This window comes from Pseudosulfitobacter pseudonitzschiae (assembly GCF_002222635.1).
GTDB classification, from domain to species: domain Bacteria; phylum Pseudomonadota; class Alphaproteobacteria; order Rhodobacterales; family Rhodobacteraceae; genus Pseudosulfitobacter; species Pseudosulfitobacter pseudonitzschiae_A.
On the sequence record NZ_CP022415.1, the window covers coordinates 2,065,291 to 2,078,820 of the forward strand.

Sequence of the window (13,530 nt, forward strand, 5' to 3'; positions counted from 1 at the left end):
CTTGCGCCACGCGCCCCGCTGGTGCATCAAGCATGCAACAGCAGTTCAAGGCAGGTATATGCGCCCCAGCCCACTTTCAGCTCTGATCGCCGCCCAACTGATGCTGGTGGCCTGCACCCAGTTCCCCGAACTGGACGCTGCGGTATCCAAGCGCGCCAAAGCCGCAGACTATCCCGCGTTAATCAATGTCGAACCCATCCTTGCGCGCACCGAGAACAACGGATCTGCCCCCGAGGTGATCCAAAGCAATCTGGAAAGCCGCGCCGCTGCCCTGCGCAACCGCGCAGCGCGGCTTAAGGCGGGCCGCGTGATTGATGCGCCCGCCCGCACGCGGCTGGACCAAGACCCCCAAACAAACCGCTAGAACCCACTGCCGCGCAAGCGGGCAGCAGGTTTGCGAACAGGGCTTTCTTGTGGCGCGCGCGGCTACGCCATGTTGCGTGCCATGCGTGAACGGGTTAGATGCGCAAAAAACACCACGCACGCATAAGGAAACACACCATGTCCCAGCCCCTTCGCCTTGGTATTGCCGGTCTGGGCACAGTTGGTATGGGTGTCGTCAGGATCGTGCGCCAGCAGGCCGCGTTGCTGTCGGCGCGCACCGGACGTGATATCACCATTTCCGCCGTCTCGGCGCGGTCCAGGGACAAGGATCGCGGCATCAGCCTGTCGGATTATGCGTGGGAAACCGATCCCGTGGCGCTGGCCAAACGCGATGATGTGGACCTGTTTGTCGAACTGATGGGCGGCGAAGACGGCCCCGCCAAGGACGCCACCGAAGCTGCCATTGCCGCAGGCAAACATGTGGTCACCGCCAACAAGGCGATGCTGGCCATGCACGGCCAGACACTCGCCGAACAGGCCGAAGCCGCAGGGCGCGCCCTGCGCTTCGAGGCGGCCGTTGCAGGCGGTATCCCCGTGATCAAAGTGCTGACCGAAGGGTTGGCGGGCAACGGCATCACCCGCGTGATGGGTGTGATGAACGGGTCGTGCAACTACATCCTGACCCGCATGGAAACCGCTGGCCTAAGCTATCAGGACGTCTTTGCCGAGGCCGATGGACTGGGCTATCTCGAAGCGGACCCACAGCTGGACGTGGGCGGAATTGATGCGGCGCACAAGCTGGCGATCCTGTCATCAATCGCTTTCGGCACCCGCGTCGATTTTGCCGGAATCGAACTGGAAGGCATCGAACGCATTAGCATCGAAGACATTCGTGCGGCCGCCGACATGGGTTTCAAGATCAAACTGCTGGGCGTGGCGCAGAAAACCGGTCGCGGTCTGGAACAGCGGATGCAGCCGTGCCTTGTGCCCGACACTTCGCCGCTGGGCCAGCTTCAAGGCGGCACCAATATGATCGTGCTGGAAGGCGACGCCGTCGAACAGATCGTGCTGCGCGGCCCCGGTGCAGGCGCTGGCCCTACGGCAAGTGCTGTAATGGCCGATGTCTGCGACATCGCGCGCGGCTTTTCCCTGCCGGTCTTTGGCCAGCCCGCAACCACGCTTGAGGCCGCAACCCCTGCCCTGTCGGTGCTGCCTGCGCCCTACTATCTGCGCATGGGTCTGGTCGACAAACCCGGCGCTCTGGCCAAAGTTGCCAAAGCCCTTGGTGAGGCTGGCGTCAGCATCGAGCGGATGCGCCAATATGGTCATGCCGACGCCGAAGCAGCGCAGGTGCTGATCGTCACCCACAAAACCACCCGCGCCAGTCTGAATGTGGCTGTCGAGGCGATGGAAGGCACCGGAGTGCTGGCACAGGCCCCTGTCGCGCTGCGGATCGAACACCTGTAAAGTTGCGCCAGCGCGCAGCGCCCGTTACATATTTTCAAACAGAGAATAACAAGGACCACGCCCATGCCCAACAACGAAAAATTTCATGACCGTATGTTGTCACTGGGCCTTGCGCGGGTTTCTGAAGCTGCCGCGCTGGCCTCAGCCAAGCTGATCGGACACGGCGACGAGAAAGCCGCCGATCAGGTCGCCGTGAACGCCATGCGCGAACAGTTGAACCTGCTGGACATCGCAGGCGTGGTGGTGATCGGCGAAGGCGAACGCGACGAAGCGCCGATGCTGTTCATTGGCGAGGAAGTGGGCACCGGCAACGGCCCCGGCGTCGACATCGCGCTGGACCCACTGGAAGGCACCACGCTGACCGCCAAGGACATGCCAAACGCGCTGACCGTGATCGCGATGGGCCCGCGCGGATCGATGCTGCATGCGCCGGATGTGTATATGGAAAAACTGGCCATCGGTCCGGGCTTTGCCCCCGATACGGTGACTTTGGCCATGAGCCCCGGCGAACGGGTCAAGGCATTGGCCAAGGCCAAGGGCTGCGAGACCTCTGACATAACCGTGTGCATTCTTGAACGCCCCCGCCACGCCGACATGATTGCGGACGTGCGTGCCACAGGGGCTGCCATTCGCCTGATCACCGATGGTGACGTCGCGGGCGTGATGCATTGCGCCGACCCAGACACCGGCATCGACATGTATATGGGCGACGGCGGTGCGCCCGAAGGCGTGCTGGCCGCAGCGGCGCTGAAATGCATGGGCGGGCAGATCTATGGCCGCCTGCTGTTCCGCAACGACAACGAAAAGGGCCGCGCGGCCAAGGCGGGCATCACCGACCTGGACCGCATCTATACCCGCGACGAGATGGTCACCGACGATGTCATTTTTGCCGCGACCGGTGTGACTTCGGGGTCGTTGTTGCAAGCAGTCCAGCGCGAACCCGGCTGGCTGACCTGCGAAACCCTGCTGATGCGGTCGAAAACCGGATCGGTGCGGCGGATGCAATACCGCACGCCGGTGTCTGAAACCTGATAACCCGCCGCGTGGGGCCAAGCGGCCCTCCGGGGGGAGTTTATTTTGCAAGATGAGAAGGGGATGTGGCCATGTATCTCGGCGTTGAGACATCCCTGACCGGACGCCGTTGGGTCGGACCCGATGTGGAAGTGCAGCGGGCGGCCGACCAGATTGTCCAGCAAAAGGGGCTGCCCGCACCGGTGGCACAAGTGTTGGCCCGGCGCGGGGTGTCGCCCGAGGCGGCCGATGCGTTTCTGGCCCCAGCCCTGCGCGACCTGCTGCCCGATCCGCGTCTGTTAAAAGATATGGAAAAGGCCGCAGCCCGCGTGCTGGTCGCCGTGGCGGAGTGCGAGCGGATCGCGATTTTTGCCGATTACGATGTGGATGGCGGCAGTTCGGCGGCCTTGCTACTGGACTGGATGCGCCAATTGGGGCTGCGCGCAACACTGTATGTGCCGGACCGGATCGACGAAGGCTACGGCCCGAATGATGCGGCGATGGCGGAACTGGCCGCAGCGCATGATCTGATAATTTGCGTCGATTGCGGAACCCTGTCGCACGGGCCGATTGCGGCGGCTGTCGGGGCGGATGTGGTTGTGCTGGATCATCACTTGGGCGGCGAAACCCTGCCCGAGGCGGTGGCAGTGGTGAACCCCAACAGGCAGGACGAAGACGGCGATCTGGGACACCTGTGCGCGGCGGCGGTGGTATTTCTGATGCTGGTCGAATGTGGCCGCCAGCTGCGCGCGGCGGGCAAGACCGGACCGGATCTGATGCAGATGCTGGATCTGGTGGCGCTGGCGACTGTGGCGGATGTCGCGCCGTTGATCGGGGTAAACCGCGCCTTTGTCCGGCAGGGTCTGCGGGTGATGGCAGCGCGCGACCGTCCGGGGCTGGCTGCCTTGGCGGATGTGGCGCGGCTGGATACGGCACCTGCGGCTTATCATCTGGGCTATCTTCTGGGGCCGCGCATCAACGCGGGCGGGCGAATCGGGCAGGCTGATCTGGGCGCACGCCTGCTGGCCACCACCGACCCGCACGAGGCCGCAGCAATAGCCGAACGGCTGGACCTGCTGAACACCGAACGCCGCGACATCGAAGCATCGGTGCGTGCCGCCGCGATGATGCAGGCCGAAGAGCGCGGCTTTGATGCGCCACTGGCTTGGGCGGCAGGCGACGGCTGGCATCCGGGCGTGGTTGGCATTGTTGCGGCACGGTTAAAAGAAGCATCAAACCGCCCTGCAGTGGTGATTGGCGTCGAAGACGGAATAGGCAAAGGTTCGGGCCGGTCGGTCACGGGCATTGATTTGGGGGCCGCGATTCAGAGGCTGGCCACCGAAGGGCTACTGGTCAAGGGGGGCGGTCACAAGATGGCCGCCGGTCTGACTGTGCGCGCGGAACTGATCCCCGAAGCGATGGAGCGTCTGGGGGTATTGCTGGCCAAACAAGGTGCAGACCGCATCGGCGTGGCCGATTTGCGGCTGGACGGAACCATGATGCCCGGCGCCGCCCAAGTGGAACTGGCAGAGATGATCGAACAGGTCGGCCCCTATGGAGCGGCGGCCCCCGGTCCGCGCTATGCTTTTGCCGATATGCAGATTTTTCACGCCAAGCGGGTGGGCGAAAACCACCTGAAACTCAGCTTTGGCGACATCGGTGGTGCGCGCATGGACGCCATCTGCTTTGGCGCCTACGATGGCTCGCTGGGCCCGCGTCTGGAACAGCACGGCGGTGCGCGCTTTCATCTGGCTGGGCGTTTGGACATCAACACGTACCGTGGGCGGCAAAGCGTTCAGTTGCGTCTGGAGGATGCTGCACCCGCTGGATCGTAATTTTGTCCACGAACTGCATTTTTGGTCTTGCACCATCCCGCGCGATTGCCTAATCAGCCCCTCACAAGACAGTGGCCCGTTCGTCTATCGGTTAGGACGTCAGGTTTTCAACCTGAAAAGAGGGGTTCGACTCCCCTACGGGCTGCCACTTGTTTTTCTAATGTGTTGTTATTCATTAGATTTTCCTTCCTTCTTGTCCAACTCTCCGGATAGGTTGGACACTTTCCCTACGTTCAGCTTCGCAAATCCGCTGTCGGCAAGACGCGCCCGGTTGGCCTTTTTCGTGTAAACTGCGGCTTGCGTTGTGTCGGAGTGCGCCAGGTAGGAAGCGATCTCCCATTCAGACGCCCCAGCATCCGCGAGTCGGGTAGCCCCTGCTTTCCGAAGGCCGTGCAGTGAGCCGGGAACCTTGGCTTCGGCGCATCTGTCGCGGAACCAGTTTCCCAGCGATGCGACTGCATAAGGCTTGTCGCTTTTGTCCTGAGTGACGAACAACAGCCGGTCCTTAGGGACGTGGCGCAGCTCCTCTGCCAACTCAGGCAGGATCGGCATGTCAGCCGCAACGGCGGTCTTGTGCCTGCGATAGGCGATCCGGCCTGCCTTGACGTGCTGGCGACCGACACGGGCAAGGTCTTGCCGTGCCATGCCGGTATTGAGAGCCAGCAGCATCACCAACCGCGCCTTGGTGGTCGGACCGTGTCGATCGAGAAAGCGGTTAACCTCGTCGTCTGTCCAAGTGTGATAGCCGTCCGGGTTGACCTTCATCCGTTCGGCGTGGCGCGCCGGGTTGGGGCCAGTATAGCCAAGCTTCTTAGCGGCGAAATTGAACAACATCGACATGTTCTTCTTGACCGTGTTCGCGGCGGTCGGGCCGGTCTTCTTCGACATGAGGGCTTCGATGTGCCGAACTTCCAGCCGCTCGAATTGATACTTGCCGGCCTCTTTGCGCAGCCAATCCAATTCAAGCCGGATCGTCCGCTTGCGGCTGTCTGACAGGTTCTGAAAGCGCAGGCTGCGCAGGTATTGCTCGATCAGCCATGCGAGGGTGCCCGCAAGAGCGGTCGATGCGTTCGAGGATTTGGAACCGGCAAGCGCGGCCTCGTATGCCGCCAGAAATTCAGGCGAGCCGTAGGGGCCGGGGATGTTAATGCGAAAATCGCCGCGCTCAAACTTCCAATAGATGCGGCCTTTAACAACGTTCTTGCGGACGCCGGGGTATTTGTTCTTGCGGCGCGTCATTTCAACAGCTCGTCCGGATCTGGGCCAGCAGCCTGTGGCGCTGCACCTTCGGGAAACACAACAACGCGACCAGTAGCGTGATCAACCTCTACCCTGCCAATGCGCAGCCCGGCGGACAATGCGGCTTGCAATGTACGCTTGATTTCGGACTGGGACACAATTGTGCGGCGGGCTGTCATGCTTCTCTCCTCAGGCGCTTTCGCCAGACCAAACTTTCATACGCGCATCCAATCCTGCTTGAATACCGTTCAGGCTGAAACAGATCGTGGCGATCTCGGAACCTACTTGCCCTGCGAAAAACGAAGGGGGCTGGTCGGCGTGGTTTGCACTCCAGTCATCGTTGAAACCGCTCAACGGAAAGTCGATACGGGTCTCGCCATCGTCCAGCCCAGAGCGCATCGCTGCTGCAATCTGGCACGCGTACATTGCGGCAACCTTCTTGCTCAACGCGGGCTTCCGATCACCGGGCTTCAACGCGTCCTGACCGCCAGCACCATAGACGCGCAACAGGAAGGCGTAGACAAAAAGGCCGCAAAGATCCGCTTTGTCCCAAAACCGACCGATAGATGCCCGTGCTTCGGGCGCGCATTGGTAGATGCCGCTTGCGATGTCCTCATTCAAACGCTGACGGTCCAAGCCGACAACGTCGCATGCCGCAGATGTAGGCAATTTCTTCAAAGTCATTCTCTCACTCCATTGACGCGTTGTGCAATAACGACTAGCGATCGCCTGCCGTGTAAGTCAATAGCAAAATTCGCAGGCCCAGAGGCACGCAGGAAATTTACTTAGAGCGATGGACGCGGGGGCATCATGCTTTTGCCTGCTGTGACATCACGCTCGAACCAAGCTGACTGCTTGTAATCCTCGAAAATCCAGACCTGATAATCAATGTGCAACTGGGCGTATTTAGGGTTGGGAAGGTCCAACCCCATAGCCTCACGCATCCGGTATGCAGCATAGGCTTTCGTTGCGACAACGTTTGAAGGTTCCCAGCCCTGCCATCCCTCAAGCTCTCGGATCACATCGACAAGTGCACCGCTAGCAGGGCGCGCAATAGATGGCAGGGCCATAGAGACCCCCGCCACCGGCAAAGCAGCCATAAGGGTGCGACGAGACATGGCGGGGCTGTTCGCGCAAACGCGTTCTTTGGTCATTGTCAGGATCTCCAAATTCCGATAGTAACAGTGTTACTATTAATGAGGTAAGGCAATGCAGTCAACAGATAGTAACAGCGTTACTACGGAAGATCTTCGTTCGATTAGTCCAATACACTGCAAAATGGCTCGTGCTGCTCTTAGTTTAGGGGTGAGAGATTTGGCAAAACTCGCATATGTTTCACCAAATACGATTTCCCGATTTGAGCGTGGCGAAGAAGTTTTCGATAGCACGATGTTTATGATCAAATCTGCACTCGAGAATGCTGGCGTCGACTTCATTTTCGAAAATGGGGGTGGTGATGGCGTACGTTTGAGAAAGAAAACAGATGTGTGATTGGATAGCGCCAGAGACCCTACCAAACTGGGCCGCCGTAATCGCAGCTGTCGCAGCACTTATTGTGGCAAGAAGGGGCAACAGTATTGCGAGCCACGCGGTCAAGTCTCAATTAAAAGCCGATATTATTCGAGTGAACGCCGCGTCTTTGGCAAGGGTCCAAGAAATCCGTAGAATAATCCTTCAAGAGCAAAGCAAGGCTGCGGGCTGGCGACTGAGTTTGAAACTTGAAAAGGAGTTGTCTGACACTCTGAAGAATCTTACGGATTTTAGTAACATGCTAAAAGACCTTGACGAACTCTCGTTTGCTGATGATCCGCTTGCCGAGGCCAAAACCTCATCCAAAATGGAAGTTCTTACTCAAGAATTTGAAGAAGCGCACAGAAATCAGTTACTGATTTCCACGCTACAAACAGCGGCAATGGAAAGAATAATGCACCTTTCCGATTTCGCGCGTAACATCGCCACTAGAGCGAACTCAGATGAGTGAATGCGCGCCGCGCCCGAGAAAGACATAGCGGGCCGCGCGCTGTCAGGGTTAATACCGGCACTCACTGACTAAACCGGATCACATGGCCGACGACTGCCAAGGGTGATCGCCTTATCTCTCCCAATCCACCATGCGCATTGCCCCGGACACGTCAGCCGGGGCGATGCCTGCGACTTTCGCTTCGGCCAGCGTCTTGATGATCGCTGATAGTGCGCGCGCACGTCCGCCAGCGTCGAAAGCTTGCAGGGGCCGGATCGTGTCGATCGCCACCTCGAACCCGAGCTTCTCCTTCGCCTCGTCTGCCAGCATTGCGGCGATGGGCTGCAGGGTCCAGATTGCGAGCTGGCGTTGCGCCTCTCGGATCACGGGGCCGGTTGCGGACCGGTTGAAGTATGACGGCAGGACGCCGTAAGCCATGCTGATGCCCTCGCGCGCAGCTGACAGGGTTTCGTCGGTCATGCTCCTGGACAGGTCCGGCGACAGCTGGTCCGGCTTCTGGCCGATGGTTGGGTTCATGCCCGCCGCCGTCGCCTGGGCAACGCCCTCGATCACCAGCGTTGACCCGCGCCGCCCTTTGAACGCACCACGCATTGTCGCCATGTCGTCGGCGCCTGTGTCGGGCAGTGGGACAATCAGGCTACCCAGCGGGGCATTTTCAAACGTCTCGGACAGTGCCGATTCCACCGCGTGCAGCATTGCCCCGGTCAGGCTGGACCTGCGCAGTGGGGCGGTGCCAATCCATGGCGTCAGATTGTCCGAGCCGATCCGCAAGTGCAGCACCTCACCGGCCAGCGCATTGACCGTGCGCCCGCCGCCTGCCTCGGGGATGGACAGGCGATAGGCGCGTGGTTTGCCGTCGCGTGTCACGACCTCCCAATCCGTCGCCGGAACAAGGCCCAGGTCGGTGATCAGATAGACGGCATCGCCTTTCAACGCGACGCCGCGGGCGATCATCGCCATGGTTTGCCTGGTCAACAAATCCGTGCCGGTCACGTCTGCCATGGCAAACCCGCCTTCCCACAGGCTGACGCAGCTTTGCACCGTTGCCGTCAGCTCGGCCACGCCGCTCCGCCCGCTGATGTAGCTGTCACGCGCCGCCATCACCTGGGCCGTGTACCCGCCTCCGCTCGAACGCGTCTCAATCGGGCGCAGCTTGTTCTTGAACCATCCGAGCATTGCTATCTCCACCGGATTGCGGCGGGGCGGTGCGTCATGCGCTTGACCACCTCGCCAATGGGTTGCCAGTTCCGGGCCTCGATCTGGGCTTGCGGATAGGCGGGTTTGGTGACGGCGCTGATCTCGATCAGATCCGCCGCTCGGATTGTGCGCAGGATTGCGTTGCCGCGTTCCTCAACCGTTTCGCCGCCTGGACGCACACGAAAGCCGGGTGACAGACCGCGCACCAGCCCGGCCGCATGAGCGGTCAGGAAGTCCCGCACATAGCTGACCTGTCCCATGTCCGCGCTGATCGTCGCATCAACGGTCAGCGCGTCGTCGCTTTCGGTCAGGGTCAGCGTACCGGCGGAACGTGACGCCAGCGGCTTGTTGAAGTCATGGCCGGACAAAAAATGCACGTCCTCGCCGCGTTCCAGCCGATCCGCAAAGGCACGGGCCGCGATCATCTCTCGACGCTCACGCCCTGCCCCAATGCGTTCAGCCAGCACGGTTTCCCGACCATACGGGAAAGTTGCCCGAAGGCGGATTTCTCCGCCCTCGGTGCGCAGCTCAAGGCCGCCGGTGTAAGCGCCCCAGAGCATTATGATGCAGCCAGTTGGAGGCCGGTCAGCAGTTGCAGCTGAACCGGACGCGCGACGGTCACGTCCATGGTCGCCAGCGCCGTGATCCGCAGCCCGCCAGACTGCGCATCGCTATAAGGGTCGCGGATCATATCGACCGCACCCCATGCCCCGATAAAGATCGGTGCAACGCCGCCCGCCGCCGTGGTCAGCAGCGCCGAGGTTGCCACCGGGGTGCCAGATGGTGCGGCAAGTGCGTTGTTGGTCATCGCGATGTTGGCCGATGGCAGGTTCTTCAGCAGACGGTCCCATTCGGAAACCGCTGTGCCGTCGATCAGAACGCCGTCCAGGTAGTCCCACAGTTCAGGCCGGATCAGGCTGCGCACCGCATCCGGCGAACCGGCGGCGTTCGAGGTCATAAACCGCGTCACCGCAGACCGGAACGCACCCCAGCTTGCCAGCGCATCAATCGGCGTCGACGTGATCCCATAGGTTGCAGCACCGGTGATAACGCCGAGCGGCTGGCCATCAGCGCCGGTGCCGAGGAACGCGGCTTGATCCATCGCAGCCCCCATCGCGCCGTTCATGTCACGCCGCACAGCCTGTTCAAGCGCCGCGCCCGACTGTTTCAGGGCCTTGCGCGTGATGCGCATCTGGACGCCCAGGTTGTGATCAGGCGACATTGCCCGGTCAGCTGTGGCGTACACGGTCGGACCGGCGACGTTACCAGTTTCTGTCGCGGCCCAACCCGCTGTGACGGCCGAGGTTGTCACCGGCCATTCAATCGCGCCCGCGTCGATGCTGATCATCTGCGCGCCCATGCGTGACGCCACGCTGTCGGGAAACAGACGGTCGATGATGGGCCGTGTCTGGATCGGCGTCGGCGTGCCACCTGCAACGGTTTCACCGGCTCGGACCTCGAGCGCCTGCCATGGGACAGGAATGCCACGGAAGCCGCCAGCACTGCGCAGCTCTGTGACAATCTCGGCAGTCTGCCCGTCCAACTCACGCCCCTCATCCAAGGCGAGTGCGACTTGGCGCAACTGGAAATTGGCAACCAGATCGGCCCATTCCTGCCCGCAACGGGTTTCCAGCTCGTTCCCCGCGTCCCGGCGTTCGGTGTCCTCGGCGATCAGCGCCGCGCGGTAGCGGGTTTCGTTGGACCGGTATTCCGTGTCCAGCTCGCCCATCTTGCGGATCTCGTCCTCGGACGGGGTTTCCTTGTTCGCCAGTTCGGCCAGGTTCTGGCGGATTTCCGACTGACGCCGGGCGATTTCAACTGATTTAAGCATCTTTGATTTCCTTTTTGCTGATGCTGATTTCATCGGGGCGCGAAAGCGCCTCGACTGCTTTCCGCCAATCTTGGCGGGCCTCTCGGGGCGGGGGATGCCCGCACTCGATCCGTGTCTTTCGGGTGTGGCAACTCGGGCAAAGCGCCTGAAGGTTGCGCGGCTCATAGGACAGCTCGGGGTGCGTCCTGACGGGCTTGATGTGATCCACCTCGAGACGCCCGCCACAGCCGCAAGAACAGCAACGATAGCGGTCACGTTCGAGGATCTCGGCGCGCAACGCCTGCCAGCGTTTGGTGCGGGTGACGCGCTTGGAATAGCGGTGATGATCGCGGCGCACGCTCATAGGTCTGCCCTCGCGGCGCACGTCAGCTCCAGCATCCGGCGGCGCTGGTCCGGAACTTCCTTGATTCCGGTGATGTTGTATTCCCGGCCTTCGCAGGTCAGCCGATCAGTCGGATTGAGGTCGGCGGTGAAGCTGCTCCAACGCACAACAAATCGCGTTGTGATCGTGGCCTGCACCTGTCCGGCGCTAAGGCGTTCCGCATCGCTGATGTCACGTTTCGAGGCGTAGACGGGTGTTCCATGGTCCTGCCATTCCTCGCTTTCGCTAAAGCCATCGTCGACCAACACCGACCGATGGAATTGCACGCGCCTGTCCAGGTTTCCGGCGTTCAAAACCATTGCATCCTCGCTTTCGTTTTGGGTTGAGCTGCGATCCGCGCGCCCTGGGCGACGGCCAGAACCGATGCCGCCGCAGCGTCGATCCGGCCATTCGAGCGGGCCTTGTCGATTTTGATGTTGTTGGAAGGGTCGCGGCGGCAGATCGTATCGGCGAAAGCAGAGCGCAGCAGCAGCGACGGCTTGGCTTTAACCAGACCGTCAAAGGCCGCGCGGCGGAAGCGCTCTGCATCCTCGCCACCGTCGCGGAAGCCTTGCCCGCGCCAGACCAAGGGCGCGCGGATACCGGCACGACTGATCGCTTCGCCCAGCTCGGCCTGCTTATAGCGGTCCATTGTGATAGCGATGACGGACTGATCCTCGACATGGCGCATGACCTCGACCAGCCAAGGTGCAACCGGCACCGTCTTGTCACCGAGGACGGACAGCTCGCCCCGGTCGTGCATCTCGACATAACGCCCAGTCACGCCGTCCGATTGCCCGCGATCTAGAAGGCTGGGCACAGACGGGAAAGTCCCCTTGCATTCCAGGCGCCCCGTTTCGGGCCAATAGAATGCCGCCGCCGTCATCGAGGCCGAACCGCCCAGGTCGATGCCGATCACAACGCCGCCCTGGCGTGGTGGCAGCGTTGAGGTTTCGCAGCCGAGCCATTCATCCAGGGTGATCAACATCTCACGGCTATCGCCGGACACGCGTTCATTGCGGTTGTAGAGCCGGAAGCTGGTCAGGCTCGATCCGCCCCGCGCGATGGCGCGCTTGGCTTGTGCTTCCAGCCATTCCAGAGAACCGCCGATGCCGTGCGGCGCGCCGGGGTTAGCGATCAGCAGGCTTTCGGCATCGTCGGCAGGCAGACCCGGCGCGGGTCGATGCTCCTGGACGTAAGTGCCGGGCGACGGATCGTCGATCCACCGGGAAAAGGGATGCGTGTCGTCGCTGGCACTGGTGCTGATCAGGAAGGCGCGGCCCTCGCGCTTGCCCAAGCCGGACAGCAGTGCATGTTCCAGCTCGTCACCGCGATCCAGCGCCCAGTGCCCGCGCTCGTCCAGGATCGCCATCGTCGGCGCGCCGCCCAGGGCCGACTTTCCGTCCGCCGCGATCACGCGCAGAATATGCCCGCCGCCGTCGCCCTCGTACTCGATCTCAAGGCGCGGGGCGCGGCGGAAAATGAAGTGCCGGCGGATCTCCATGGGCAGGCTGGCAATGAAGCCTGCCACAAAGTCCCAGATGATCCGGCCCTGGTCGCGGGTCCGCGCGGCTGCGATGATTTCGCGGCGGGGCTGTTGATCCCAAACGCCGATCAGACCGCCAAGCGCAAGCCCTGCCGTTATAGCGGATTTCCCATTGCCCCGCCCGATGCTTAGAACGGCGTTGGCGATTCCATCGGCCAATGAGCCTTCAATGAACTGGCGCTGAAAAGGCGCGAGGCGGACGGGCTTTCCGGCGTTCGGACCCTCTGGAATTTTGAGCCCATGCATGAATTGCATAGCTCGCTCTGCCGGGGCCGCGTTTTGGGCTTCCGCATCGGGCGCGAAAATTGACAACTCCCATCTACGGTCCCGTGCGTCTGCCAAAGTCGGGGCATTGGTACCTAAATCGAAGAGGTCGGGCGTTTGTTGATGCGAGCGACGCGGTGCAGGCGGAAGGATCGAGCCATCTGCCTTGCGCCATGTTCTTTCTTTCTTCGTCGCTTCGGTCATCGTGTTCACTCTCGCGTGTATCTCTTCGTTCAATCGCTGCTCTGTCTGTCCCTCTGCCAATGGAGAGGGTTCGTTGTGATGGTCAGAAAGCGGGTTACAGCGGCGGGGTTCAAAACCCGCCTCCCGCCCTGACCACCGCGATCTTGCCTGCCAACCGAGCCGGGCCGCCGCTTAGGCCAGACCTGCCTTTCCCTCGGCTCGGTCCGCTCTCCCATGTTCACCGCCGTAGAGGGTGGCAGTGGGGCCTTAGGGCTTGGAGAGACCGCACGA

General features: G+C 61.6%; 16 protein-coding genes and 1 tRNA gene. 7 read left to right on the forward strand and 10 right to left on the reverse strand.

Translation table 11 applies throughout. The annotated features are described in order from the left end of the window. Window positions 1-58 precede the first annotated feature (58 nt). The 5 genes from SULPSESMR1_RS09995 to SULPSESMR1_RS10015 all read left to right on the forward strand — a co-directional run bounded on the left by SULPSESMR1_RS09995 (window position 59) and on the right by SULPSESMR1_RS10015 (window position 4,785). Window positions 59-364, forward strand: a complete 306-nt coding sequence (locus SULPSESMR1_RS09995; RefSeq protein WP_089420682.1) for a hypothetical protein — start codon at window positions 59-61, stop codon at window positions 362-364. A gap of 137 nt (window positions 365-501) precedes the next feature. Then, window positions 502-1,791 (forward strand): homoserine dehydrogenase, encoded by a 1,290-nt coding sequence (locus tag SULPSESMR1_RS10000; RefSeq protein WP_089420683.1) that lies wholly within the window; start codon window positions 502-504, stop codon window positions 1,789-1,791. A 63-nt stretch (window positions 1,792-1,854) separates the two neighbouring features. Then, window positions 1,855-2,823 carry a class II fructose-bisphosphatase gene (gene glpX, locus SULPSESMR1_RS10005; protein ID WP_089420684.1) on the forward strand — a complete coding sequence of 323 codons (969 nt, stop codon included), beginning with the start codon at window positions 1,855-1,857 and terminating at the stop codon, window positions 2,821-2,823. A 71-nt stretch (window positions 2,824-2,894) separates the two neighbouring features. Beyond that, window positions 2,895-4,637 (forward strand): single-stranded-DNA-specific exonuclease RecJ, encoded by a 1,743-nt coding sequence (recJ, locus tag SULPSESMR1_RS10010; RefSeq protein ID WP_089420685.1) that lies wholly within the window; start codon window positions 2,895-2,897, stop codon window positions 4,635-4,637. Window positions 4,638-4,710: 73 nt separating this feature from the next. Next, a tRNA-Glu gene (locus SULPSESMR1_RS10015) sits at window positions 4,711-4,785 on the forward strand. 20 nt (window positions 4,786-4,805) lie between these two features. On the opposite strand, the gene SULPSESMR1_RS10020 is transcribed toward SULPSESMR1_RS10015, so the two are convergent. The 4 genes from SULPSESMR1_RS10020 to SULPSESMR1_RS10035 all read right to left on the reverse strand — a co-directional run bounded on the left by SULPSESMR1_RS10020 (window position 4,806) and on the right by SULPSESMR1_RS10035 (window position 7,030). Beyond that, window positions 4,806-5,876, reverse strand: a complete 1,071-nt coding sequence (locus SULPSESMR1_RS10020; RefSeq protein ID WP_089420686.1) for a tyrosine-type recombinase/integrase — start codon at window positions 5,874-5,876, stop codon at window positions 4,806-4,808. Then, a complete protein-coding gene (locus SULPSESMR1_RS10025; RefSeq protein WP_089420687.1) occupies window positions 5,873-6,055 on the reverse strand; it encodes a hypothetical protein in 183 nt (60 codons plus the stop codon). Before SULPSESMR1_RS10025 ends, SULPSESMR1_RS10020 begins: the two co-directional genes overlap by 4 nt. A 10-nt stretch (window positions 6,056-6,065) precedes the next feature. Next, window positions 6,066-6,560, reverse strand: coding sequence for a hypothetical protein (locus tag SULPSESMR1_RS10030; protein WP_089420688.1), 495 nt, complete (start codon window positions 6,558-6,560; stop codon window positions 6,066-6,068). Window positions 6,561-6,661: 101 nt separating this feature from the next. Next, window positions 6,662-7,030, reverse strand: a complete 369-nt coding sequence (locus SULPSESMR1_RS10035; protein WP_089420689.1) for a hypothetical protein — start codon at window positions 7,028-7,030, stop codon at window positions 6,662-6,664. A 55-nt stretch (window positions 7,031-7,085) separates the two neighbouring features. Between SULPSESMR1_RS10035 and SULPSESMR1_RS10040 the strand changes: the two genes are divergently transcribed. After that, the gene (locus SULPSESMR1_RS10040) at window positions 7,086-7,367 is read left to right on the forward strand and encodes a helix-turn-helix transcriptional regulator (protein WP_240311324.1); all 282 of its coding nucleotides are present in this window, start codon (window positions 7,086-7,088) and stop codon (window positions 7,365-7,367) included. After that, the gene (locus SULPSESMR1_RS10045; RefSeq protein WP_089420691.1) at window positions 7,360-7,857 is read left to right on the forward strand and encodes a hypothetical protein; all 498 of its coding nucleotides are present in this window, start codon (window positions 7,360-7,362) and stop codon (window positions 7,855-7,857) included. Before SULPSESMR1_RS10040 ends, SULPSESMR1_RS10045 begins: the two co-directional genes overlap by 8 nt. A gap of 111 nt (window positions 7,858-7,968) precedes the next feature. On the opposite strand, the gene SULPSESMR1_RS10050 is transcribed toward SULPSESMR1_RS10045, so the two are convergent. From SULPSESMR1_RS10050 to SULPSESMR1_RS10075, 6 genes are read right to left on the reverse strand one after another with little or no spacing between them, the layout of a single operon-like run. After that, window positions 7,969-9,033 carry a phage portal protein gene (locus SULPSESMR1_RS10050; protein ID WP_089420692.1) on the reverse strand — a complete coding sequence of 355 codons (1,065 nt, stop codon included), beginning with the start codon at window positions 9,031-9,033 and terminating at the stop codon, window positions 7,969-7,971. Window positions 9,034-9,035: 2 nt separating this feature from the next. Beyond that, window positions 9,036-9,614 (reverse strand): HK97 family phage prohead protease, encoded by a 579-nt coding sequence (locus SULPSESMR1_RS10055; protein ID WP_089420693.1) that lies wholly within the window; start codon window positions 9,612-9,614, stop codon window positions 9,036-9,038. After that, window positions 9,614-10,885: a phage major capsid protein gene (locus SULPSESMR1_RS10060; RefSeq protein WP_089420694.1), complete on the reverse strand. Its 1,272-nt coding sequence runs from the start codon at window positions 10,883-10,885 to the stop codon at window positions 9,614-9,616. Before SULPSESMR1_RS10060 ends, SULPSESMR1_RS10055 begins: the two co-directional genes overlap by 1 nt. After that, window positions 10,878-11,228 (reverse strand): HNH endonuclease, encoded by a 351-nt coding sequence (locus tag SULPSESMR1_RS10065; RefSeq protein ID WP_089420695.1) that lies wholly within the window; start codon window positions 11,226-11,228, stop codon window positions 10,878-10,880. Before SULPSESMR1_RS10065 ends, SULPSESMR1_RS10060 begins: the two co-directional genes overlap by 8 nt. Next, complete coding sequence (locus tag SULPSESMR1_RS10070) at window positions 11,225-11,566, reverse strand: phage head closure protein (RefSeq protein WP_089420696.1); 342 nt, start codon at window positions 11,564-11,566, stop codon at window positions 11,225-11,227. The genes SULPSESMR1_RS10065 and SULPSESMR1_RS10070 overlap by 4 nt, the downstream gene beginning before the upstream one ends. Then, a complete protein-coding gene (locus SULPSESMR1_RS10075) occupies window positions 11,557-13,260 on the reverse strand; it encodes a terminase large subunit domain-containing protein (protein ID WP_089420697.1) in 1,704 nt (567 codons plus the stop codon). Before SULPSESMR1_RS10075 ends, SULPSESMR1_RS10070 begins: the two co-directional genes overlap by 10 nt. Window positions 13,261-13,530 lie beyond the last annotated feature (270 nt).

Excerpts from the sequence above, each read along its gene's own strand:
- SULPSESMR1_RS10070 (WP_089420696.1), bottom strand. The coding sequence starts at position 11,566 with ATGGTTTTGAACGCCGGAAACCTGGACAGGCGCGTGCAATTCCATCGG.
- SULPSESMR1_RS10050 (WP_089420692.1), bottom strand. The coding sequence starts at position 9,033 with ATGCTCGGATGGTTCAAGAACAAGCTGCGCCCGATTGAGACGCGTTCG.
- SULPSESMR1_RS10075 (WP_089420697.1), bottom strand. The coding sequence starts at position 13,260 with ATGACCGAAGCGACGAAGAAAGAAAGAACATGGCGCAAGGCAGATGGC.
- SULPSESMR1_RS10020 (WP_089420686.1), bottom strand. The coding sequence starts at position 5,876 with ATGACGCGCCGCAAGAACAAATACCCCGGCGTCCGCAAGAACGTTGTT.
- SULPSESMR1_RS10060 (WP_089420694.1), bottom strand. The coding sequence starts at position 10,885 with ATGCTTAAATCAGTTGAAATCGCCCGGCGTCAGTCGGAAATCCGCCAG.
- recJ (WP_089420685.1), top strand. The coding sequence starts at position 2,895 with ATGTATCTCGGCGTTGAGACATCCCTGACCGGACGCCGTTGGGTCGGA.
- glpX (WP_089420684.1), top strand. The coding sequence starts at position 1,855 with ATGCCCAACAACGAAAAATTTCATGACCGTATGTTGTCACTGGGCCTT.
- SULPSESMR1_RS10030 (WP_089420688.1), bottom strand. The coding sequence starts at position 6,560 with ATGACTTTGAAGAAATTGCCTACATCTGCGGCATGCGACGTTGTCGGC.
- SULPSESMR1_RS10040 (WP_240311324.1), top strand. The coding sequence starts at position 7,086 with ATGCAGTCAACAGATAGTAACAGCGTTACTACGGAAGATCTTCGTTCG.
- SULPSESMR1_RS10035 (WP_089420689.1), bottom strand. The coding sequence starts at position 7,030 with ATGACCAAAGAACGCGTTTGCGCGAACAGCCCCGCCATGTCTCGTCGC.
- SULPSESMR1_RS10065 (WP_089420695.1), bottom strand. The coding sequence starts at position 11,228 with ATGAGCGTGCGCCGCGATCATCACCGCTATTCCAAGCGCGTCACCCGC.
- SULPSESMR1_RS10000 (WP_089420683.1), top strand. The coding sequence starts at position 502 with ATGTCCCAGCCCCTTCGCCTTGGTATTGCCGGTCTGGGCACAGTTGGT.
- SULPSESMR1_RS10055 (WP_089420693.1), bottom strand. The coding sequence starts at position 9,614 with ATGCTCTGGGGCGCTTACACCGGCGGCCTTGAGCTGCGCACCGAGGGC.
- SULPSESMR1_RS09995 (WP_089420682.1), top strand. The coding sequence starts at position 59 with ATGCGCCCCAGCCCACTTTCAGCTCTGATCGCCGCCCAACTGATGCTG.
- SULPSESMR1_RS10025 (WP_089420687.1), bottom strand. The coding sequence starts at position 6,055 with ATGACAGCCCGCCGCACAATTGTGTCCCAGTCCGAAATCAAGCGTACA.
- SULPSESMR1_RS10045 (WP_089420691.1), top strand. The coding sequence starts at position 7,360 with ATGTGTGATTGGATAGCGCCAGAGACCCTACCAAACTGGGCCGCCGTA.